The following is a 19907-nucleotide window of genomic DNA, read 5'->3' as shown; positions in this document are numbered from 1 at the left end:
AACGGGGTTGAGATTGCGCCCGTTTTCGCCTATGAGCAGCCGCGCGTCCCGCTGACACCCTTGGAGGCTCTGGACGCGCAATCCGATGGCCGCCACGAGGCGGCCTTGTCATTTACAAGTCAAGGACATCCAACATGACCGCCGTGAAGCAAATCGAGGCTTCGGCGCGCGCACAGGTCGGCAAGGGGGCCGCCCGTGCAGTTCGCCGCCAGGGCCAAACGCCTGCCGTGATCTATGGTGGGGGCGCTGCTCCCGAAGCCATCGCGCTCGACGCCAACAAGACCCGCCAGCTGATTTTCGGCGGCCACTTCCTGACCACGATCTTCGAGATCACCGTCGGCGGCAAGAAGCAGCGCGTCATTCCGCGCGACTACCAGCTCGACCCGGTCAAGGACTTCCCGATCCACGTCGACTTCCTGCGCGTCGCCAAGGGCCAGACCGTCACGGTCCAGGTTCCGATCCACGTCATCGGCCAGGAAGCCAGCCCGGGCGTCAAGAGCGGCGGTCTGGTTCAGATCATCGAGCACACCCTCGAGATCACCGTCGAGCCTGACAGCATTCCGGAAGCTTTCGAGGTCTCCGTCGCCGGCCTGAACATCGGTGACCAGATCGAGGCCAAGGCCGTCAAGCTGCCGGCCGGCGCGAAGCTGACCGTCGGTTCGGACGCGACGATCGTCACGATCGCTCCGCCGAACGTCGAGGTCGAGCCCGTTGCCGAGGCTGCTGCCGAGGCTCCGGCCGAAGCCAAGGCCTGATGAAACGGCGCCGCCTGGCGCCGCTTCCGCCTATCCAGTCTACCGAGACGGCCGGGTCCTCCCGGCCGTCTTGCTTTGGCATCGGACCGAAAAGTGGAATCCACTTTTCGGAGGGATCCGATGCTGATCCATGAGCCTGCCGGAGTTCCGCCATGCTGATCTTTGCCGGCCTCGGCAATCCCGGCGCGCGCTATGCCCGCAACCGGCACAATATCGGCTTCATGGCCGTCGAGGAGATCGCCCGCCTCCATCGCGCCTCGCCCTGGCGCGCGCGTTTCCAGGCTGAATCCTGCGAAGCCACCATCGGCGGCGAGAAGGTGATCCTGCTCAAGCCGCAAATCTACATGAACGAGTCAGGCCGTTCGATCGGCGAGGCCGCGCGCTTCTTCAAGATCGCGCCGGCCGACGTCATCGTCTTCCATGACGAGCTCGACCTCGCCCCCGCGAAGCTGCGCGTGAAGCTCGGCGGCGGCAATGCCGGCCATAACGGCCTGCGCTCGACCACGGCCGCGATCGGCAACGACTACCGCCGCGTCCGCATGGGCATCGGCCATCCGGGGCTAAAAGAGCTGGTCCATGGCTATGTGCTGAACGATTTCGGCAAGGTCGAGCAGCCCTGGGTCGAGGATCTCTGCACGGCCTGCGCCGATCACGCGGCCCTGCTCGCCGCCCATGACGATACCGGCTTCCAGAACAAGGTGCATCTCTTCATGGACGCGCGCGGCCATGGCGCCGTGAAGCGGCTGGGCGAGAAGGCCACCGATTAATCGTCAGAGCGGCAGCTTCGCGCCGGACTTCGCGACCGTCACACGGCTCGTGCTGTAGCTGCCGTCGGCCTGCCGGCTCGCCGTCATCGCAACCTGCGCGCCGGGCTTCAGTTCGCTCGCCTCCGCCGGCGCTGCCATCAGGACGGTCGCCTCAGGCGTGATCACGACCTTCTGCTCGCCGCCCGGATAGCTCAGCACGAGATTGGCGCCATCGACCCGCGAGACCGTCTCGGCCACGGTCGCGTTCGTCATGGTCGCATCCGGCAGCACGCCCCAGGGCCGGTGCCCTTCGCCCGTACCGCGCAGCGCCTCCGGGAAGATGAAGACCTGCACGGCCAGCAGCGTGCCGTCCGGCTGCGGCTTCGCGCCGACGCCGATGAAACTCCCCTTCGCGATGTCAGACGTCTTGGCGGGGACGACCCCGCCGGTGGAGAAACCCGGCGCGAGCGCGACTTTCACCTCCCGCCCGTCGGCCGCCTTGAGGTCCAGCGTCGCGCCTTCCATGCGCTCCACCGTACCGCGCAATCGCGTCCCCGGCGCCTGCGCCAAGGCCAAGCCGCCGGCCAGGGCAAAGATCGGCAAGATGAATGCGAAGCGGAAACGGTTCATGGCGATGCTCCGAACGGCACGAGCGGCCGCGGCCGGACGATCCAGCACCAGCATCTGCCCCGCTGCCATGCACGTTCGCGTGAGCGGCACAGCCGCCATCAGGCGCGCGGCACTTGTGTTTATCGCGCAAGCCCCCCAATAAGGCCGCAACTTTCAAAGCTTCACGCCCGGCAGTGGTTCAGTCCGCCGAGGGCAACGGAACAGGCGATCATGGGCTTCAAATGCGGAATCGTCGGCCTGCCGAATGTCGGCAAGTCGACCCTCTTCAACGCGCTGACGCAGACGGCCGCGGCGCAGGCTGCCAACTACCCGTTCTGCACCATCGAGCCGAATGTCGGCGACGTCGCCGTGCCCGACGAGCGGCTGGAGCAGCTCGCCGCCATCGCCGGCTCCAAGGAGATCATCCCGACCCGGCTGACCTTCGTCGACATCGCCGGCCTCGTGCGCGGCGCCTCGAAGGGTGAAGGCCTCGGCAACCAGTTCCTCGCCAATATCCGCGAATGCGACGCCATCGCTCATGTGGTGCGCTGCTTCGAAGACGGTGACATCACCCATGTCGAGGGCAAGGTCTCGCCGATCGACGACATCGAGACGATCGAGACCGAGCTGATGCTCGCCGACCTCGAAAGCCTGGAGAAGCGCGTCGTCCCGCTGGAGAAGAAAGCCAAGTCCGGCGACAAGGAAGCCAAGGAAGCGGTCGACCTGATGACCCGCTGCCTCGTCCTCTTGCGCGACGGCAAGCCGGCCCGCCTCGTCCAGCTCGCGGCCGAGGAGCGCCGCCCCTTCGAGCTGCTCGGCCTGCTCTCGTCCAAGCCCGTGCTCTATGTCTGCAACGTCGAGGAAGCGAGCGCCGACAAGGGCAACAGCTTCTCCGAGCTGGTGAAGAAGCGCGCCGCCGAGGAAGGCGCGGTCGCCGTCGTCGTCTCGGCCAAGATCGAGAGCGAGATCGCGGTGCTGCCGCCGGAGGAGCAGACGGACTATCTGGAAGCCGTGGGGCTGGAGGAGCCGGGGCTCAACCGCGTCATCCGCGCCGGCTACAGCCTGCTCAACCTCGTGACCTACTTCACCGTCGGCCCGAAGGAGGCTCGCGCCTGGACGATCGAGAAGGGCACCAAGGGCCCGCAAGCCGCCGGCGTGATCCACACCGATTTCGAGAAGGGCTACATCCGCGCCGAAACCATCGCCTATGACGACTACGTCGCCAACAAGGGCGAGACGGGCGCGCGCGAGGCCGGCAAGTTCCGCCTCGAAGGCAAGGAGTACGTCGTCGCCGACGGCGACGTGCTGCACTTCCGCTTCGCGACCTGAAGAGCCGGCCGATGCTGCACTTCGAGGATTTCGTCCCTGGCGAGAGCGTCCTCTCGCACAGCATCGCTGTCTCGCAGGACGAGATCGTCGCCTTCGCCTCGCGCTATGACGCGCAGGACTTCCATGTTGATCCGGAAGCCGCGAAGGCGAGCTTCGTCGGCCGCCTGATCGGTTCCGGCTGGCACAGCTGCTCGCTACTGATGCGGCTGATGGCGGAGAGCTTCCTGCTCGACTCGACCGGCATGGGCGCGCCGGGCATCGAGGAGGTGACATGGCTGCGCCCGCTCCTGCCCGGCGACAGCGTGACCGCTCGCCGCACGGTGCTCGAGACCAAGGCCTCGCGCTCGCGGCCCGAGATGGGCCTCGTGCGCTTCCGGCTCGAACTGCTCAACCAGCGCGGCGAGCCGCTGCTGGAGCAGACCAACTGGATCATGTTCGGCCGCAGGAACTCCGGCATCGCCCCGCAGCCGAAAGGCGACTGGCTCGCCCATTCGCCGCGCTACGAACGCCCGGTTCAGGAGAGCTTGCTTGGAGCCCCGTCAGAGCCGGCGCAACCGACTCGCTTCTTCGAGGAGCTGGAGATCGGCAGCCGCCACGAACTCGGCAGCTTCGTCTTCACGGCGGAGGAAATCATCGCCTTCGCTCGCAGCTTCGACCCGCAGCCCTTCCACATGGACGAAGCGGCGGCGCGCACCAGCCTGTTCGGCCAGCTCGCCGCTTCAGGCTGGCACACGGCAGCGGTCTGGATGGCGACCATGGTCTCGCACCGCAAGCGCCAGCTCGCCGCCACGCCCGGGCGCCCGGCCCGTCTCGGCCCCTCGCCCGGCTTCAAGAACCTGCGCTGGTCGAAGCCGGTCCTCACCGGGGACCGCATCACCTATTTCTCCGAGGTGGCGGACAAGCGCGAGAGCGCCTCGCGCCCGCAATGGGGCCTGTTCTTCCACCGCAACACCGGCATCAACCAGCGCGGCGAAGAGGTCTTCAGCTTCGACGGCTGTGTCTTCGTCGAGCGGAAGCCTGCCTGATCAAAAGTCCCGCCCGCCGTCTGAGGACGGCAGGCTCGGCCATAACGCAAGGCGACGTCAGGGCTTCGGCTCGATCAGCTCTGACCTTTGGCCTTCGATCGCCTTGAAGGGATTGAGATAGGACTCCCTTCCCTTCGGAGCGGGCAAAGGAGGAACTCTCAGGTTCCAGGTCTCTGTCAGCGTGCGGTCGCCCTGCTTCAATGTCGCGCGCAGATCGGAAGACACGGCCGGGTTCTTGAGTTTTACCCGATAGGTCAGACGCCAGCCTTTGATGGCAGGATTCGGCTGCAGCTCGGTTCCGACGATCTCGACATTGTCGTTGGCACCGACCTCGGCCGTGACCGGCGCCTGCGGCGAAAGCTGGCGCAACGAGGGCCCTTTGAAGTCGATCAGGAACGCCTGCGTCCCATCGCCCGCGCGAATGAGGTTGGACTGATAGAACTCTCCCGTGGAGCGTATCGTCTGCCAGACATAGGAGGTGCCGTCCTTCAAAATCGCAGGTTCGTCCGTCGTCCAGTGGATTCGATAGTCGAACTGCAGCGGCTGGCCGGCCGCCGGCATGCTCTCGGGCACCCAGAAGGCGACGATGTTGTCATTGGTCTCGTCCCCCGTCGGGATCTCGACGAGACGTACGCTGCCCTTGCCCCAGTTATTGGTCGGCTCGATCCAGGCACTCGGACGCAGATCGTAGCGATCCTTCAGATCTTCATAGCGCGTGAAGGAGCGCCCACGCTGAAGCAGGCCGAAGCCTTTCGGGTTCTCGGCCGCGAAATTGGTCGTAGCCACCATGGATGGCGGGTTGCTGAGCGGGCTCCAGGTCCACTTGCCGTCACCGCCGTGAATGGCAAGCCCGTTGGAATCGTGGATGGCCGGCCGGAAGTTATAGGTCGGCGATGGCTGGTTGGGGCCGAAGAGGAACATGCTGGTCAAGGGCGCGATACCGAGCGTCCGCGGGGCTGCACCCTCGCGCATGAAGACGCGCGCCTTGACGCTCAACACCGCGTCGGCGCCCGGCGCCAGGGTAAATTCGTACGCGCCCGTCGCTCGCGGCGAATCCATCAGCGCATAGAAGGTCAGCTGCTTGTCCCGCGGCTTGGGGCGGCGAAGCCAGAATTCGCGGAAAGCCGGGAACTCTTCAGCGATCGGCAGGCCGGTATCGATCGCCAGGCCGCGCCCCGAAAGGCCGTAGATCTGCCCCTTGCCGATCACGCGAAAATAGCTCGCGCCCAGCACGCTCATGACCTCATCGAGCTTGCCGGCCTGGTTGATCGGGTACACCACCCGGAAACCGGCCCAGCCGAGCTTGCTGGTCTGCTCGCGGTCGAAATGCAGATCCGCGAAATCGAAGCGGCCGGCATCGTAGGGAATTTCCTGCACCGCACCGTTGACGATCTCGTTGATCTTCACCGGCGCGTTGAACTGCATTCCCTGGTGGTAGAACGCCAGCTTGAAGGGCGTGCCGAGCTCGGTCCAGGCAAAGCGGTCGCGCCGGGGCTGCATCTTCTGGTAGTCGGCGAACTGCATCTTGCTGAACACGTCAGGCAGATTGCTGGCCGGGGTGATATGGGGCTTGTCCGCCAGCGCCTTCGCCTTCGCGAGCACGTCCTCGAGCCCGAACTCCACCGGGCGCTTCTGCGCGAAGGCCGAGGTCCCGGCGAGCGTTGCGACAGCCAACCAGCCGAGCGCCAATCCCAATCGCGCGAAGCCTGCCCCGCGCCGGGCCGCTCCGCACCAATCCAACGCCATCGTCAGCATGCGTCCGGCCGAAAAAGAAATCCGGGCCATATCGAAGGCCCCGTTACCAGAACGGGTCGACAAGTTCACATCAGCTCCTTAAAGATGCAGGCTGGCGGGGCGGAGCGCGCCCGTCCCACGTTGGCAGCGGCGCACCCGAGCACAAATGCCCATCATCGACACAAGGGTCAAGGAATGAGCGTCGTTCTTCCGAACCGCTCCCACGCCGCCCTTCGCCTTTCCCAACCTCAGTGAACGAACTCAGCATGGATAATTCGAACGGTGCGCCGGTCGCCGACGGGCTGGATGCGGTCTCCTGCAAGGACGAGGCCGATCAGGGCTTGTCCCGGCGCCAGGCTCTAGGCGCCATGGCTTCGGCCGCTTTGGTCGCGGGGGTGGCCGCGAAACCGGCTGCAGCAGCGCCGAAACAGGCCCTCAACTTGACCGGCCCCGTCAGCAAGCAGGCGTTCATCGACGACCTGATCAAGCGCATGACGGTCGAGGAGAAGATCGGCCAGTTGCGCCTGATCAGCATCGGCCCCGAGATGCCGCATGCCAAGCTGATAGACGAGGTTGCAGCCGGGCGCATCGCCGGCTCGTTCAACACCGTCATCCGGCGCGACAATCGGCCGCTGCAGGAAGCGGCCGTCAAGCGCAGCCGGCTGAAGATCCCGCTCTTCTTCGCCTATGACGTGGTGCACGGCCACCGCACCACCTTCCCCATCCCGCTCGGCCTGGCGGCGAGCTTCGACATGGCCGCGATCGAGCGGATGGCCCGCGTCTCGGCCATCGAGGCCTGCAACGACGGCGTGGACATGACCTTCGCGCCGATGGTCGACATCAGCCGCGATCCGCGCTGGGGCCGCACCTCCGAGGGCTTCGGCGAAGACCCCTATCTGGTCTCCGAATGCGCACGGGCGAGCGTCCGCGGCTTCCAGGGCGATGCGACCGACCGCCCCAACAGCATCATGGCGGCGGTCAAGCATTTCGCGCTCTACGGCGCGGTCGAGGGCGGGCGCGACTACAACACGGTCGATATGAGCCCGCTGCGCATGCATCAGGTCTATTTGCCGCCCTATCGAGCCGCGATCGAGGCCGGGGCCGGCGGCGTGATGGTCGCGCTCAATTCGATCAACGGCGTGCCCGCGACCTCCAACACCTGGCTGATGCAGGATCTGCTGCGCGAGCAATGGGGCTTCGACGGCGTGACCGTCAGCGACCATGGCGCAATCACCGAGCTGACGCGTCATGGCGTCGCGCGCGATGCGCGTGAGGCGGCCAAGCTCGCCATCAAGGCGGGCATCGACCTCAGCATGGCCGATCAGGTCTATCTTGCCGAGCTGCCGGGCCTCATCGCCTCGGGCGAGGTCAAGATGGCGGAACTCGATGCCTGCGTCCGCGAGGTGCTGGGCGCCAAATACGATCTCGGCCTGTTCGCCAATCCGTTCCTGCGCATGGGCAAACCCGCCGACGACCCGGTGAACGAGAAGGCCGACAGCCGCCTCCACCGCCAGCCGGCGCGCGAGATCGCCCGCGAAACCATCGTGCTGCTGGAGAACCGCAACCAGACGCTGCCGCTGAAGAAGACCGGAACGATCGCGCTTGTCGGACCGCTGGCCGATTCCGGCCTCGATATCCTCGGCAGCTGGTCCGCGCAGGGCGTGGCCGAGCAGGCCGTGACCGTGCGCGCCGGCATCGAGAAGGCGATCGAAGGCAAGGCACGCCTCCTGACCGCCCGCGGCTCCAACGTCCTCGACGACCAGAAGGTCGTCGAATACCTGAACTATCTGAACTGGGACAAGCCGGAGGTCATCCAGGATCCGCGCAGCCCTGAGGAGATGATCCAGGAAGCCGTATCGGTCGCAAACCAAGCCGACGTGGTGATCGCGGTCGTCGGCGAGGTGCGCGGCATGTCGCATGAATCCTCGAGCCGCATCAGCATCGAGATGCCCGGTTCCCAGCGCGCCCTGCTCAAGGCCCTCAAGGCCACCGGCAAGCCGCTCGTCGTCGTGCTGATGAACGGCCGTCCGCTCGCCCTCGGCTGGGAAAAGGACAATGCCGACGCGCTGCTGGAGACCTGGTACACCGGCACCGAGGGCGGCAACGCCATCGCCGACGTGCTGTTTGGCGACCACAACCCCTCGGCCAAGCTGCCGATCTCCTTCCCCCGCTCCGTCGGTCAGATCCCGACTTACTACAATCCTCTGCGGATCGGGCGCCCGTTCACTCCGGGCAAGCCGGGCAACTACACCTCGCAATATTTCGAGGAGGAGCAGGGCCCGCTCTATCCCTTCGGCTTCGGGCTGAGCTACAGCCGTTTCACCCTATCCAACCTGAAGCTCTCGGCATCCCGGATCACGCAGGGCCAACGCCTGACCGCCGAGGCGACGCTGACCAATGACGGCACCTATGAGGGCGCCAACGTCGTGCAGCTCTACATCGCCGACCCCTACGCCTCGATCGCGCGCCCGATAAAGGAACTGAAGGGCTTCCAGAAGGTGACGCTCAAGCCCGGCGAGAGCCGCGTGGTCCGCTTCGAGATCGGCAAGGAGCAGCTCAAGTTCATCAATGCCGAACTCAAGGAAGTCGTCGAGAGCGGGCGCTTCGAGGTGCAGCTCGGCCTCGATTCCAGGGACGTGCTGGAGCAGTCCTTCATGCTCGACTAGGGCGCGCTAAGTTTGCCCGAAGCCACGCGGTCATCCCGGGCTTGACCCGGGATCCATGCCGGAACGTTTCCGATAGAGCTTCAGGCATGGATCCCGGGTCTCCCCTTCGCTCCGTCCGGGATGACATCCCCTTCTATCAAAACGCGGCTCGCTCCAGGCCGGACAGTTGTGCCGGCCTGTGGCGCCACCTCTTGGCCTAAGGGGCCCCGCGGCCGATCTCCCCAGGTCCGTGAAGCGTCGCCTCGGCAGCTTGCCTCAGCCGACCTTGCCGTAGCCCGCAAACTTCGCGCCGACGCGCTCCATCTCATCGGCGTCGAGGATGACCGGCTCGAGCCCGGCCGCGAGAATGTCGAGATATTGCCCGGCGAGGTTCTCGACCTCGGCGACGATGGTGTGCGCGCCGGCCAGCGTCTGGCCGAGCGCAATCACGCCGTGATTGGCGAGCAGCACGGCCTTGCGCCCCTCCAGCCCTTTCACCGCATTGGCCGCGAGTTCGGGCGTGCCGAAGGTCGCATAGTCGGCACAGCGCACATCGGCACCGCCGCAAAGCGCGATCATGTAGTGGAAGGCCGGGATGCCGCGCCGCGTGCTGGAGAGCGCCGTGGCGCGCGGGGAATGGGTGTGAACGATCGCCTGCGCATCCGGCCGGGCCTTGTAAATCTCGACATGGAAGGGCCATTCCGAGGACGGTTTGCGCGCACCGCTCAGCACCGTGCCGTCGAGCGCCAGATGGATCAGGTCCTCCGGTTTCGTCTGGGCATAGGGCAGCCCGGACGGGGTGATCAGCATCCCCTCCCCGAAGCGAGCCGAGACATTGCCCGACTTGGACGGGCAGAAGCCCGCCCGGTCGATCGCTTGCGCGACCGCGACGATCTCCTGCCGCAGCTCCGTCTCGTTCATGCTGTCGCCCTGTTCGCCAGATCGGGGAAGAGCTGGGCGAGGCCCTCAGTGCTCGCCGCGCAAACCCCGCGTTCGGTGATGAGCCCGCTGACGAGGCGCGCCGGCGTCACGTCGAAGGCCGGGTTGGCCGCGCCGCTACCGGGTGCGACGACGCGGAAGGGCCGCACCTCGCCATCCTCCGCGAGCCCGGAAAGATGGGTCACTTCGCGGGTCGCCCGCTCCTCGATCGGAATCTCGGCGAGGCCGTCGCCGATGCTCCAGTCGATCGTCGGTGAAGGCAGCGCAACATAGAACGGCACGTCGTTGTCGTGGGCCGCGAGCGCCTTGAGATAGGTGCCGATCTTGTTGGCGACATCGCCTGTCGCCGTCGTCCGGTCGGTGCCGACGATCACCATGTCGACCTGCCCGCGCTGCATCAGATGCCCACCGGCATTATCGACGATGACGGTGTGCGGCACGCCATGGGCGCCGAGCTCATAGGCCGTCAGCGCCGAGCCCTGGTTGCGCGGGCGCGTCTCATCGACCCAGACATGGACGGGTATGCCGGCATCGTGGGCCAGATAGATCGGCGCCAGCGCCGTGCCCCAATCCACGGTCGCGACCCAGCCGGCATTGCAGTGGGTGAGGATGTTGACCGCCTGCCCCGCCGGCTTCCGCGCAGCGATCTCGCGGATCAGCGGCAATCCGTGCTCGCCGATGGCCCGGCAGAGCGCGACATCCTCGTCACAGATCGCGGCTGCTTCAGCATAGGCAGCTTCGACACGTTTCTCCGCGGGCAGCGCCGCCAGCACGCGTCGCATGCGCTCCAGCGCCCAGCGCAGATTGACCGCGGTCGGCCGGGTCGAGCCGAGCAGCGCGAGTGCCGCCTCCAGCGCGGCATCCGATGCATCGGCACGCATCGCCAGCGCCACGCCATAAGCGGCCGTCGCGCCGATCAGCGGCGCGCCGCGCACCACCATCGAGCGGATCGCATCGGCCGCCTGCTCGGTCGAGCCGAGCGCCACGGTCTCGAAGCGGAAAGGCAGCCGCGTCTGGTCGATGACGACGACGCGCCAGCCATCCTGCGCAAGCCAGATCGTCCGGTAATGCTGGCCGTTGATTTTCATGGGCTCAAGGGTCGGTAAAGGACACCAGCGTCCGCACGGGCACGCCGAGACGGCGGATCCTGTCGGCGCCGCCGAGATCGGGGAGATCGACGATGAAGCAGGCCGCGACCACCTCCGCGCCCAGCCCGCTCAACAGGTTGACGGCCGCTTCGGCCGTGCCCCCGGTCGCGACGAGATCGTCGACCAGCAGGACGCGCTCGCCCGGCTGCACCGCATCGCGGTGGATCTCGATCTCGTCGGTGCCGTATTCGAGCGCATAGGTCGCCCGCAGCGTCTCGAGCGGCAGCTTACCCTTCTTGCGCACCGGAATGAAGCCGGCCGACAGCTGATGCGCCACGGCACCACCAATGATGAAGCCGCGCGCCTCGATGCCGGCGATCTTGGCGATCTTCAGCCCCGCGAAGGGCTGCACCAGTTCGTCGACGACCCGGCGGAAGGCCCGCGCATCGCCGAGCAGCGTCGTGATGTCGCGAAAGACGATGCCGGGCCGGGGATAGTCCGGGATCGCGCGGATGCTGTCGGCAAGGTTCATGGAGGTCGTCTCGGACATGGTGACGGACGCCTTGGTCGGACGCCGAGCCAGCTTCGTCAAGGGCGCAGCCATCACTCAGCCCTTGAGCACGCGCCCGGCGACCGCTCCGAGCTTCGCCAGAAGAGCGGGATCGCGAAAGGCGGGTGCGGTGATGATCGCATTATCGAGGGCGTTGTGCGAGCCGGCCGGGCAAGGCTCGCGCTCGGCCGGGAAGTCGGCCGCGAGCCGCACGACGAGGCGGCGCGCCTTGTCGGCGTTCTCATGCAGCACCGCCACGACGGAGCTGACATCCACGGCGCCGTGCAGCTCATGCCAGCAATCATAGTCCGTCACCATCGCGACGGTGGCGTAGGTGATCTCCGCCTCGCGCGCGAGCTTGGCCTCCGGCATCGCGGTCATACCGATCAGGTCGTAGCCGAGGCTGCGATAGGTGATCGATTCCGCATAGGTCGAGAATTGCGGCCCTTCCATCGTCACCAGCGTTCCGCCGCGCACGAAGGGCAGCCCCTCCACTTCGGCAGCCGCCGCGATCCGTCCCTGCAGCGCCGGACCAACAGGATGGGCGACGGAGACATGAGCGACGCAACCCCTGCCGAAGAAGGAGCTTTCGCGCCGCGTGGTGCGATCGACGAACTGATCGACCAGAACGAACAGCCCTGGATAGAGCTCGGCCTTGTAGGAGCCGCAGGCCGAGAGCGAGACGAGGTCGGTCACACCGGCGCGCTTGAGCACGTCGATATTGGCGCGGTAGTTGATCTCGGAAGGCGGAATGGCATGGCCGCGCCCGTGCCGCGGCAGGAAGACGATCCTGGTGGAACCGAGCCGGCCGATCCGCAGCACGTCCGACGGCTCGCCCCAGGGACTGTCGATGCGCTCCTCGCGCAAGTCGCTAAGGCCCGGCAGATCGTAGATGCCCGATCCGCCGATGATTCCGAGGACGGCTTCACTCATGGCTGATTCCCTCGAGCATCGGACCGAACAGTGGAAGCCACTTTTCGGAAGGATCCGATGCGATGACAAATATGCCGATCGCCGTTGCCGCGTCCGATAGGACGCGCGGCGATCTGTTGCGGGCGCGGAAGGGACCATCTTTCGATGACGGTCGCAATACGACTCAGCCGCGACGCATGGACCCGGCGCCTCGCGGCAGAACCACCACCGTCATTCCGGGGCAAGCGCGGAGCGCTTGAGCCCGGAATCCATGAACAGGAGGTCACTCCAGCTTGCGCAGGGAACCCTCTCCCGGAGGGAGAGGGCAGGGTGAGGGGAAGGCCGTTGGACGCTTTAGCCGTGACCTCACCGTTGCTGCGGTGAAGGCACACTTTACTGGTCCAGTGGCCTACACCTCACCCCTGTCCCTCTCACTGATCTCGGGCTTGCCCGAGATCAGCGCTTTAAAGTGTCGAAGTCGGCAACAGCCGACTTCGATGCAGGAGAGGGGTTCCCCGCGCTGTCCGCACTTTTCTGGAACGGCGTCGTGCTCCAGGTTCCGGGCATCAACGAAAAAGGCCCCGCTGGGCGGGGCCTGTTCCGAAATCACGTCCCGTCGCGTCAGTGCGCCGGCGAGCCGTCCGGCATGCGCGACCACACCTTCTTCTTGGTGTAGTAGAGCAGGAACGAGAAGGCCACGAGGAAGAGCATGACCTGCAGGCCGAGGCGCTTGCGCGCTTCCAGATGCGGCTCCGCCATCCAGACCATGAAGGCGGCGACGTCACGCGCATACTGATCGACCGTCTCAGGCACCGGCGACTTGCCGTCCGGGCCCTTCGGATACTCGACCTGCCCGTCGGAGAGCGGCTTCGGCATCGCGATCAGGTGGCCGGGCATGTACTTGTTGTAGTTCTGCCCCGGCAGGAGCGCCGGGAAACCTGCCGGCGGCTCCTCATAGCCCGTCAGCAGGGCGTGGATGTAGTCCGGCCCCTGCTCCTGATACTGGGTGAAGATATCGAAGATGAAGGTCGGGAAGCCGCGCACATAGGTGCGGGCCTTGGCCAGCACCGAGAAGTCCGGCGGATAGGCGCCGCCCTGGGCCGCGCGCGCCGCCTGTTCGTTCGGGAACGGCGACGGGAAGGCGTCGGCCGGCCGGCCCGGCCGGTCGAACATCTCGCCCTGATCGTTCGGGCCGTCCTTGATCTGATAGGTCGCGGCGAGCGCAGCGATCTGGCCGGGCGTGAATTCGGGGCCGCCCGGCTCCGACAGGTTGCGGAAACGGACCAGGCTGGCGCCGTGGCAGGCCGCGCAGACTTCCTTGTAGACCTTGAAGCCGCGCTGCAGCTGGGCCCGGTCGAACTTGCCGACGGGGCCGGAGAACGACCAGCTGAGAGCCGGCGGATGAGCCACACCCTCGGCAGCCTGCGCCGCCGGCTGGAAGAACGCCAGCGACAGGCCGGCGGCGAGCCCGGTCAGGGCGAGACGAAACGATGTTCTGCTCATGGTTCCGTCAGCCCTTGACGTTCGGTTCGGCAGCGGTGGCGATCGCGATGCGCGCCGCCGAGCCGTTCTTCTCGGAAGCTGCGAGCACGGCATCGGCGATCGAGGTCGGCAGCGCCTTCGGCCGCTCGAACAGGCCGACGACGAAGAGCGCGACGAAGAAGCCGAAATACAGCGCGGTGAAGATCTGCGAGGCGATGACGTAGCCGCCTTCCGCCGGCATGGCGCCGAGATAGCCCAGGCCGATGCAGACCAGGACGAAGGCCCAGAACAGCTGGCGCGCGATCGGGCGGTAGCTCATCGAGCGGACCTTCGAGGTGTCGATCCAGGGCAGGAAGGCGAGCACGACGATGGCCGAGCCCATGGCGAGAACGCCGCCGAGCTTGTCGGGGATGGCGCGCAGGATCGCGTAGAACGGCAGGAAGTACCATTCGGGCACGATATGCGCCGGCGTCGCGGCCGGGTTGGCAACGATGTAGTTATCGGCGTGGCCCAGGAAATTCGGCTGGTAGAACACGAACCAGGAGAACAGGATCATGAACACGACCATGCCGAAGATGTCCTTGACGGTCGCGTAGGGCGTGAAAGGCACGGTATCCTTCTCGACGTTCTTCACCTCGACACCGGTCGGGTTGTTCTGGCCGACGACGTGCAGCGCCCAGATGTGCAGCACGACGACGCCGAAGATCATGAACGGCAGCAGGTAGTGCAGCGAGAAGAAGCGGTTCAGCGTCGGGTTGTCGACCGAGTAGCCACCCCACAGGAAGGTGACGATCGTCTCGCCGATCACCGGCAGCGCCGAGAACAGGTTGGTGATGACGGTCGCGCCCCAGAAGGACATCTGGCCCCAGGGCAGCACGTAGCCCATGAAGGCCGTCGCCATCATCAGGAGGAAGATGACCACGCCGAGGATCCAGAGCACCTCGCGCGGCGCCTTGTACGAACCGTAATAGAGCCCGCGGAAGATGTGCACGTAGACGGCGATGAAGAACATCGAGGCGCCGTTCGAATGCAGGTAGCGCAGCAGCCAGCCATAGTTCACGTCGCGCATGATGTGCTCGACGGAGTTGAACGCCAGCAGGGAGTTGGCGGTGTAGTGCATCGCCAGGATGATGCCGGTGACGATCTGCGCCACCAGCATGAACACGAGGATGCCGCCGAACGTCCAGAGATAGTTCAGGTTGCGCGGCACCGGATAGGAGACGGCCGAATCATGAGCCAGGCGGACGATCGGCAGGCGGGCGTCGAGCCAGCGTTCGATGCCGGTCTTCGGGACGTAGGAACTGTGACCACTCATGAAGAATGCCTCAAGGCTGTCTCATCTTGGCGGGAAAGCGTCGAGCGCATTGCTCAGCCGATCTTGATCTTGGTGTCCGCGGTGAAGGCGTAGGGCGGAACCGGCAGGTTGAGCGGTGCCGGGCCCTTGCGGATGCGGCCGGAGGAATCGTAGTGCGAGCCGTGGCAGGGGCAGAACCAGCCGTCGAAATCGCCCTTCGGCTCGCCGGGTGCGTTGCCGAGCGGCACGCAGCCGAGATGGGTGCAGTTGCCGTAGACGATGAGGAAACGCTCGTGCCCGGCCTTGGTGCGCTGCTGATCGGTCTGCGGATCGCGCAGCGTGGCGATGTCGACGGCGAGGGCCTCGTCGACCTCCTTCTTGGTGCGGTGGCGCACGAAGATCAGCTTGCCGCGCCAGAACAGCTTGATCGACTGGCCCTCGGCGATGGGCGACAGATCGAGATCGATCGGCGCGCCGGCCGCGACGGTCTGCGCATCGGGAGCGAGCTGGCTGATCAGGGGAACGATGACAGCGCCGATGCCGACGGCGCCGGCAGCTCCGGTCGTGAGCATCAGGAAATCGCGGCGGGTTGTTCCGGTCGATGTATCGGTCGCGTGCGCCACGATCCAATCCTCTTACACGTCTTGCGAGCTGGAACAGCTCGAAATTGTCGCCTCTCGCCCTCATAGGGGCGCGCCGCGACCGCCGCAATGCGGCGGTGCGTCACCGTGGGCTCTTTGACATGCAGATTGGACGAAGTCTACTGTCGCGAACCTCCCGCCCATGCATGGCGCACAGTTCGCAGGCGAAGGCTTTGGCCCTGTTGCATTTCAGCGGAACCCCGTCGTCATTCCGGGGCTTCGCGCCAGCGAAGAGCCCGGAACCCAGAACCGATGCCCTGACCGCGAAGAGCAACTGCCCTCGGTGCTCTTCCGATAAGCCGCATCGGTTCTGGGTTCCGGGCTCAGGCCTGCGGCCTGCCCCGGAATGACGGCGAGGTTCCAGGCGAGATCGCCCCGCTGTCAGACGGCGAGTTTTTCCGGATCGGCGGCGGCGAGGAAGCCACCCGATTGCCGCGCCCAGAGCCGGGCATAGAGCCCGCCCCGCCGGATCAGCTCGTCATGGCTTCCGGTCGCGACGATCCGCCCCTGATCGAGCACGATCAGCCGGTCGAGCGCGGCGATGGTCGAAAGTCTATGCGCGATCGCGATCACCGTCTTGCCTTCCATCAGCGCCGCGAGCTGCTGCTGGATCGCCGCCTCGACCTCTGAATCGAGCGCCGAAGTCGCCTCGTCGAGAATCAGGATCGGCGCATCCTTGAGCAGCACGCGCGCGATGGCGATGCGCTGGCGCTGACCGCCCGAGAGCTTCACGCCGCGCTCACCGACGCGCGAATCGAAGCCCTGGCGCCCGTCCTGGTCGCCGAGTCCGAGGATGAAGTCATGCGCCTCGGCCTGTTGCGCGGCGGCGATGATCTCCGCCTCGCTCGCGCCGATCCGGCCATAGGCGATGTTGTCGCCGATCGAGCGATGCAGCAGCGAATTGTCCTGCGTCACCATGCCGATCTGCGCCCGCAGACTGTCCTGCGTGACATGGGCGATGTCCTGCCCGTCGATCAGGATGCGCCCGCTCTCGAGCGGGTAGAGCCGGAGCAGCAGGTTCACCAGCGTCGACTTGCCGGCGCCGGACGGTCCGACCAGACCGACCCGCTCGCCCGGCTTGATCTGAAGATCGAGTCCCTCGAACAGGCCGACGCCCCGGCCGTAGTTGAAGCGGATCTTCTCGAAGCTGATCGCGCCCTTGTCGACGACGAGCGGCCGGGCATCCGGCGCATCGCGCAGATCATGCGGCTTGGCGATCGTCTCCATGCTCTCCTGCACCGAGCCGATATTCTCGAAGATGCCGCGCACGAGATGGATCAGCCAGCCGGACATCTGCACAAGGCGCAGCACGAGGCCGATCGCGGCTGCGACCGCGCCCGGCGTCATCTCGCCCTGACTCCACAGCAGCAGCGCGAGCCAGGCGGTCACCACGACGAGCAGACTGTTCATCGTCTGCAGGATGACGCTGACGCCGGTGATCAACCGCGACAGGTTGAGGAACGAGGCGTTCCACCGCGTCAACGAGTCGCGGACGGCGGAGCGTTCGGCATCGGCGCGCGCGAACAGCTTCACCGTCAGGATGTTGGTGTAGGAATCGACGATGCGCCCGGTCGTGCTCGAACGGCCGAAGGAGTTCGCCTCCGAACGCTTCTTGGCGCGCGGCACGAAATAGATGAGCAGCGAGACATAGGCGCCGAGCCAGACGACGACCGGCAGGGCGAGCCAGAGACTCGTCTTGCCGAAGAAGCCGATCGCCACGGAGGCAAAGACGAGCGCGTACCAGAGGTCGTCGATGACCTCGATCGTGGCGCCGCGGATCGACTGCCCGGCCTGGATGACGCGGGCCGAGAGCCGCCCGGCGAAGTCGTTCTGGAAATAACCCAGCGCATGGCCGAGCGTGTAGACATGGTTGCGCCAGCGGATCTGGTTGGTGATCTGCGGCACCACGACCTGATCGACGATGGCGTGGTTGGCGAAATAGATCAGCGGCCTGACCACCACGAGCAGGAAGGCGGCGCTAGCAAGCAGCCAGCCATGGTCGCGGAAGATCGTCTCGGGCGACTGCGTCGAGAGCAGATCGACGAACCAGCCGACCATCAGATACATCGCCGCCTCGATGCCGCTGAAGCCGAGGCCGGTGATCATGATCGCCGCCATCCAGCCCTTCACGCCCTTGATGTGGTGCCACATGAAGGGCCAGACGCCGTGCGGCGGCGTCTCCTGCTCGTCGAAGGGAGCGAAGACGTCGACTCGGCTTTCAAGCCAGCGGAAGAGCGGAGCGAACATGTCTGCCTTCCTAGAGTCTGTTAGGGACTATGGGATGGATTTGACGCTGGCGATTTTGCGCGAATGCCAGGAGTTCGAGGACGCAAGCCTTCCGGCTTGCTACGAAGAAAGACACAGCAGTCGCGCAAAATCGCCAGCGTCAAATCCATCCCATAGTCCCTAACAGCCTCGAGAGCGGCATCACGACGGTTTCGAGGCATATGGCCCCCGCCTATGCGAATGGCCAGCCTGCTTGACGCATATCCGGGCGTCACCGCATGACAGGGCCATGTTGCGTCTCGCCCTGTTCCAGCCGGATATTCCGCAGAATGCCGGCACGATGATCCGCATGGCGGCTTGTCTCGGCATCGCGGTCGATATCATCGAGCCCGCCGCCTTCGACGTCTCGGACCGGCATTTCCGCCGTTCGGGCATGGATTATCTCGAGCGTGCCGCCGTCTCCCGGCACGATTCCTTCGCGGCTTTCGACCAGTGGCGGCGTGACGCCGGCCACCGCCTCGTCCTCGCGGAGACGGATGGCGCGACCCCGCTGCCGGACTTCGTCTTCCAGCCCGGCGACATCGTTCTGGTCGGGCGCGAATCGGCCGGCGTCACGCCCGCGGTGCAGGCTGCGGCCGATGCGAGCCTTCACATCCCGATGCGCCCGGCTTTGCGATCGCTCAATGTCGCGCTTGCGGCTGCGATGGTAATGGGTGAGGCGTTGCGACAGACAGGCGGCTTTCCGCGCCGTGATGGACACGACCATGAACAAACCCAAGCCCGTTGAAGCTGCGCCCGCCGACCCGGCTGTCATCGAGGCGATGAAGCCCCGCGCGGCCGCCTGGTTTGAGAATCTGCGCGACCGGATCTGCGCCGCCTTCGAGGAGGTCGAGGACGAGGCGGGCGGCCCCTTCCCCCCTGAAACCAACCAGCCCGGCCGCTTCGTCCGGACGCCCTGGCAGCGCACCAACCATGACGGCGCGCCCGGCGGCGGCGGCGTGATGTCGATCATGAAGGGCCGTGTCTTCGAGAAGGTCGGCGTCCATGTCTCGACCGTCCATGGCAGCTTTCATCCGGATTTCGCGGCCCAGATCCCCGGCGCCTCGGAGGATCCGCGCTTCCACGCCACGGGCATCTCGCTGATCGCCCATCCCTGGAACCCGCACGCGCCGACCGTGCATATGAACACGCGCTTCGTCGTCACGACGAAGCCCTGGTTCGGCGGCGGCGCCGACCTGACGCCGGTGCTCGACGCCCGGCGCAACCAGGACGACCCGGATTCGCGGGATTTCCATGCCGCGATGCGCCGGCCCTGTGAGAACTTCCCGGCCGTGGCGGATTATTCCCGCTTCAAGCAGTGGTGCGACGAGTACTTCTTCCTGAAGCACCGCAACGAGCCGCGCGGCATCGGCGGCATCTTCTACGACTATGTCTGGACCGGCGATGCCGAGGCCGATTTCGCCTTCACCAAGGCCGTGGGCGAGGCTTTCCTCGACATCTATCCCAATGTGCTCTGCCGCAATATCGGCAAGCCCTGGACCGAGGCCGAGCGCCATGAGCAGCAGGTCCGCCGCGGCCGCTATGTCGAGTTCAACCTGCTCTACGACCGCGGCACGATCTTCGGGCTGAAGACCGGCGGCAACGTCGATTCGATCCTGTCCTCGATGCCGCCGACGGTGCGCTGGCCCTAGTCACTGTCGGGCAGGCGTCATTCTCAAACGTAGCGAAGCGGAGATCCGAGAATCTCTTTCAGAAGATGCTCGGGTCAAGCCCACGGCTGTCCGGTTCGTTTTGAGGACCGTCTTGGAAAGCACGATGGATCGAAGGCTTTCCATGGAACAGCGACGGAGATGACAGGCGCGGGGAACCCCTCCCCCTTGTGGGGAGGGGCAGGGGTGGGGGTCGAACGACGGGGTTCAACGCTCACCAAGC

General features: G+C 66.0%; 17 protein-coding genes. 7 read left to right on the top strand and 10 right to left on the bottom strand.

Annotated elements, in window-relative coordinates:
• Nucleotides 1-134: 134 nt before the first annotated feature.
• A complete protein-coding gene (locus tag FQV39_RS26825) occupies nt 135-755 on the top strand; it encodes a 50S ribosomal protein L25/general stress protein Ctc (RefSeq protein WP_149133070.1) in 621 nt (206 codons plus the stop codon).
• 152 nt (nt 756-907) lie between these two features.
• Nucleotides 908-1522, top strand: a complete 615-nt coding sequence (pth, locus tag FQV39_RS26820; RefSeq protein ID WP_149133069.1) for an aminoacyl-tRNA hydrolase — start codon at nt 908-910, stop codon at nt 1520-1522.
• A gap of 3 nt (nt 1523-1525) precedes the next feature.
• On the opposite strand, the gene FQV39_RS26815 is transcribed toward pth, so the two are convergent.
• Nucleotides 1526-2131, bottom strand: a complete 606-nt coding sequence (locus tag FQV39_RS26815) for a DUF5666 domain-containing protein (RefSeq protein ID WP_149133068.1) — start codon at nt 2129-2131, stop codon at nt 1526-1528.
• A gap of 210 nt (nt 2132-2341) precedes the next feature.
• Here FQV39_RS26815 and ychF point away from each other — a divergent pair, with 210 nt between their 5' ends.
• Both ychF and FQV39_RS26805 read left to right on the top strand, forming a co-directional pair.
• Nucleotides 2342-3439: a redox-regulated ATPase YchF gene (gene ychF, locus FQV39_RS26810; RefSeq protein ID WP_149133067.1), complete on the top strand. Its 1098-nt coding sequence runs from the start codon at nt 2342-2344 to the stop codon at nt 3437-3439.
• Between the two features lie 11 nt (nt 3440-3450).
• Nucleotides 3451-4464, top strand: a complete 1014-nt coding sequence (locus FQV39_RS26805) for a MaoC family dehydratase (RefSeq protein ID WP_149133066.1) — start codon at nt 3451-3453, stop codon at nt 4462-4464.
• Nucleotides 4465-4521: 57 nt separating this feature from the next.
• Here FQV39_RS26805 and FQV39_RS26800 read toward each other — a convergent pair whose 3' ends face one another.
• On the bottom strand, nt 4522-6282 hold the full coding sequence (locus FQV39_RS26800; RefSeq protein ID WP_349238567.1) for a glucan biosynthesis protein G: 1761 nt from the start codon (nt 6280-6282) through the stop codon (nt 4522-4524).
• 182 nt (nt 6283-6464) lie between these two features.
• Here FQV39_RS26800 and bglX point away from each other — a divergent pair, with 182 nt between their 5' ends.
• Nucleotides 6465-8864: a beta-glucosidase BglX gene (gene bglX, locus FQV39_RS26795; protein WP_210251146.1), complete on the top strand. Its 2400-nt coding sequence runs from the start codon at nt 6465-6467 to the stop codon at nt 8862-8864.
• Nucleotides 8865-9119: 255 nt separating this feature from the next.
• On the opposite strand, the gene FQV39_RS26790 is transcribed toward bglX, so the two are convergent.
• The 8 genes from FQV39_RS26790 to FQV39_RS26755 all read right to left on the bottom strand — a co-directional run bounded on the left by FQV39_RS26790 (nt 9120) and on the right by FQV39_RS26755 (nt 17996).
• Nucleotides 9120-9764: a class II aldolase/adducin family protein gene (locus FQV39_RS26790; RefSeq protein WP_149133065.1), complete on the bottom strand. Its 645-nt coding sequence runs from the start codon at nt 9762-9764 to the stop codon at nt 9120-9122.
• Nucleotides 9761-10870 (bottom strand): S-methyl-5-thioribose-1-phosphate isomerase, encoded by a 1110-nt coding sequence (gene mtnA / locus FQV39_RS26785; RefSeq protein WP_149133064.1) that lies wholly within the window; start codon nt 10868-10870, stop codon nt 9761-9763. The genes FQV39_RS26790 and mtnA overlap by 4 nt, the downstream gene beginning before the upstream one ends.
• 4 nt (nt 10871-10874) lie before the next feature.
• The gene (locus FQV39_RS26780; protein WP_149133063.1) at nt 10875-11420 is read right to left on the bottom strand and encodes an adenine phosphoribosyltransferase; all 546 of its coding nucleotides are present in this window, start codon (nt 11418-11420) and stop codon (nt 10875-10877) included.
• Between the two features lie 57 nt (nt 11421-11477).
• On the bottom strand, nt 11478-12353 hold the full coding sequence (locus FQV39_RS26775) for an S-methyl-5'-thioadenosine phosphorylase (RefSeq protein ID WP_149133062.1): 876 nt from the start codon (nt 12351-12353) through the stop codon (nt 11478-11480).
• Nucleotides 12354-12953: 600 nt separating this feature from the next.
• Nucleotides 12954-13835, bottom strand: a complete 882-nt coding sequence (locus FQV39_RS26770) for a cytochrome c1 (RefSeq protein WP_149133061.1) — start codon at nt 13833-13835, stop codon at nt 12954-12956.
• 7 nt (nt 13836-13842) lie between these two features.
• Nucleotides 13843-15129, bottom strand: a complete 1287-nt coding sequence (locus FQV39_RS26765) for a cytochrome b (protein WP_149133060.1) — start codon at nt 15127-15129, stop codon at nt 13843-13845.
• A 53-nt stretch (nt 15130-15182) separates the two neighbouring features.
• The gene (petA, locus tag FQV39_RS26760) at nt 15183-15731 is read right to left on the bottom strand and encodes a ubiquinol-cytochrome c reductase iron-sulfur subunit (protein WP_282570114.1); all 549 of its coding nucleotides are present in this window, start codon (nt 15729-15731) and stop codon (nt 15183-15185) included.
• 399 nt (nt 15732-16130) lie between these two features.
• Nucleotides 16131-17996 carry an ABC transporter ATP-binding protein gene (locus FQV39_RS26755; protein WP_149133059.1) on the bottom strand — a complete coding sequence of 622 codons (1866 nt, stop codon included), beginning with the start codon at nt 17994-17996 and terminating at the stop codon, nt 16131-16133.
• 268 nt (nt 17997-18264) lie between these two features.
• Here FQV39_RS26755 and FQV39_RS26750 point away from each other — a divergent pair, with 268 nt between their 5' ends.
• Nucleotides 18265-18762 carry a tRNA (cytidine(34)-2'-O)-methyltransferase gene (locus tag FQV39_RS26750; protein ID WP_149133058.1) on the top strand — a complete coding sequence of 166 codons (498 nt, stop codon included), beginning with the start codon at nt 18265-18267 and terminating at the stop codon, nt 18760-18762.
• Nucleotides 18763-18796: 34 nt separating this feature from the next.
• The gene (gene hemF, locus FQV39_RS26745; RefSeq protein WP_248313465.1) at nt 18797-19666 is read left to right on the top strand and encodes an oxygen-dependent coproporphyrinogen oxidase; all 870 of its coding nucleotides are present in this window, start codon (nt 18797-18799) and stop codon (nt 19664-19666) included.
• The last annotated feature ends 241 nt before the right edge of the window (nt 19667-19907 follow it).

Origin of the sequence: Bosea sp. F3-2 (assembly GCF_008253865.1) — a bacterium.
Taxonomy (GTDB): Bacteria; Pseudomonadota; Alphaproteobacteria; order Rhizobiales; family Beijerinckiaceae; genus Allobosea.
Note: the sequence above shows the minus strand (reverse complement) of the source record. Positions and strands in the feature narration are given on the sequence as shown.

What these genes read in the sequence shown, in the direction of transcription:
- FQV39_RS26825 (WP_149133070.1), top strand. Translation starts at nt 135, where the DNA reads ATGACCGCCGTGAAGCAAATCGAGGCTTCGGCGCGCGCACAGGTCGGC.
- pth (WP_149133069.1), top strand. Translation starts at nt 908, where the DNA reads ATGCTGATCTTTGCCGGCCTCGGCAATCCCGGCGCGCGCTATGCCCGC.
- FQV39_RS26815 (WP_149133068.1), bottom strand. Translation starts at nt 2,131, where the DNA reads ATGAACCGTTTCCGCTTCGCATTCATCTTGCCGATCTTTGCCCTGGCC.
- ychF (WP_149133067.1), top strand. Translation starts at nt 2,342, where the DNA reads ATGGGCTTCAAATGCGGAATCGTCGGCCTGCCGAATGTCGGCAAGTCG.
- FQV39_RS26805 (WP_149133066.1), top strand. Translation starts at nt 3,451, where the DNA reads ATGCTGCACTTCGAGGATTTCGTCCCTGGCGAGAGCGTCCTCTCGCAC.
- bglX (WP_210251146.1), top strand. Translation starts at nt 6,465, where the DNA reads ATGGATAATTCGAACGGTGCGCCGGTCGCCGACGGGCTGGATGCGGTC.
- FQV39_RS26790 (WP_149133065.1), bottom strand. Translation starts at nt 9,764, where the DNA reads ATGAACGAGACGGAGCTGCGGCAGGAGATCGTCGCGGTCGCGCAAGCG.
- mtnA (WP_149133064.1), bottom strand. Translation starts at nt 10,870, where the DNA reads ATGAAAATCAACGGCCAGCATTACCGGACGATCTGGCTTGCGCAGGAT.
- FQV39_RS26780 (WP_149133063.1), bottom strand. Translation starts at nt 11,420, where the DNA reads ATGTCCGAGACGACCTCCATGAACCTTGCCGACAGCATCCGCGCGATC.
- FQV39_RS26775 (WP_149133062.1), bottom strand. Translation starts at nt 12,353, where the DNA reads ATGAGTGAAGCCGTCCTCGGAATCATCGGCGGATCGGGCATCTACGAT.
- FQV39_RS26770 (WP_149133061.1), bottom strand. Translation starts at nt 13,835, where the DNA reads ATGAGCAGAACATCGTTTCGTCTCGCCCTGACCGGGCTCGCCGCCGGC.
- FQV39_RS26765 (WP_149133060.1), bottom strand. Translation starts at nt 15,129, where the DNA reads ATGAGTGGTCACAGTTCCTACGTCCCGAAGACCGGCATCGAACGCTGG.
- FQV39_RS26755 (WP_149133059.1), bottom strand. Translation starts at nt 17,996, where the DNA reads ATGTTCGCTCCGCTCTTCCGCTGGCTTGAAAGCCGAGTCGACGTCTTC.
- FQV39_RS26750 (WP_149133058.1), top strand. Translation starts at nt 18,265, where the DNA reads ATGTTGCGTCTCGCCCTGTTCCAGCCGGATATTCCGCAGAATGCCGGC.
- hemF (WP_248313465.1), top strand. Translation starts at nt 18,797, where the DNA reads ATGAAGCCCCGCGCGGCCGCCTGGTTTGAGAATCTGCGCGACCGGATC.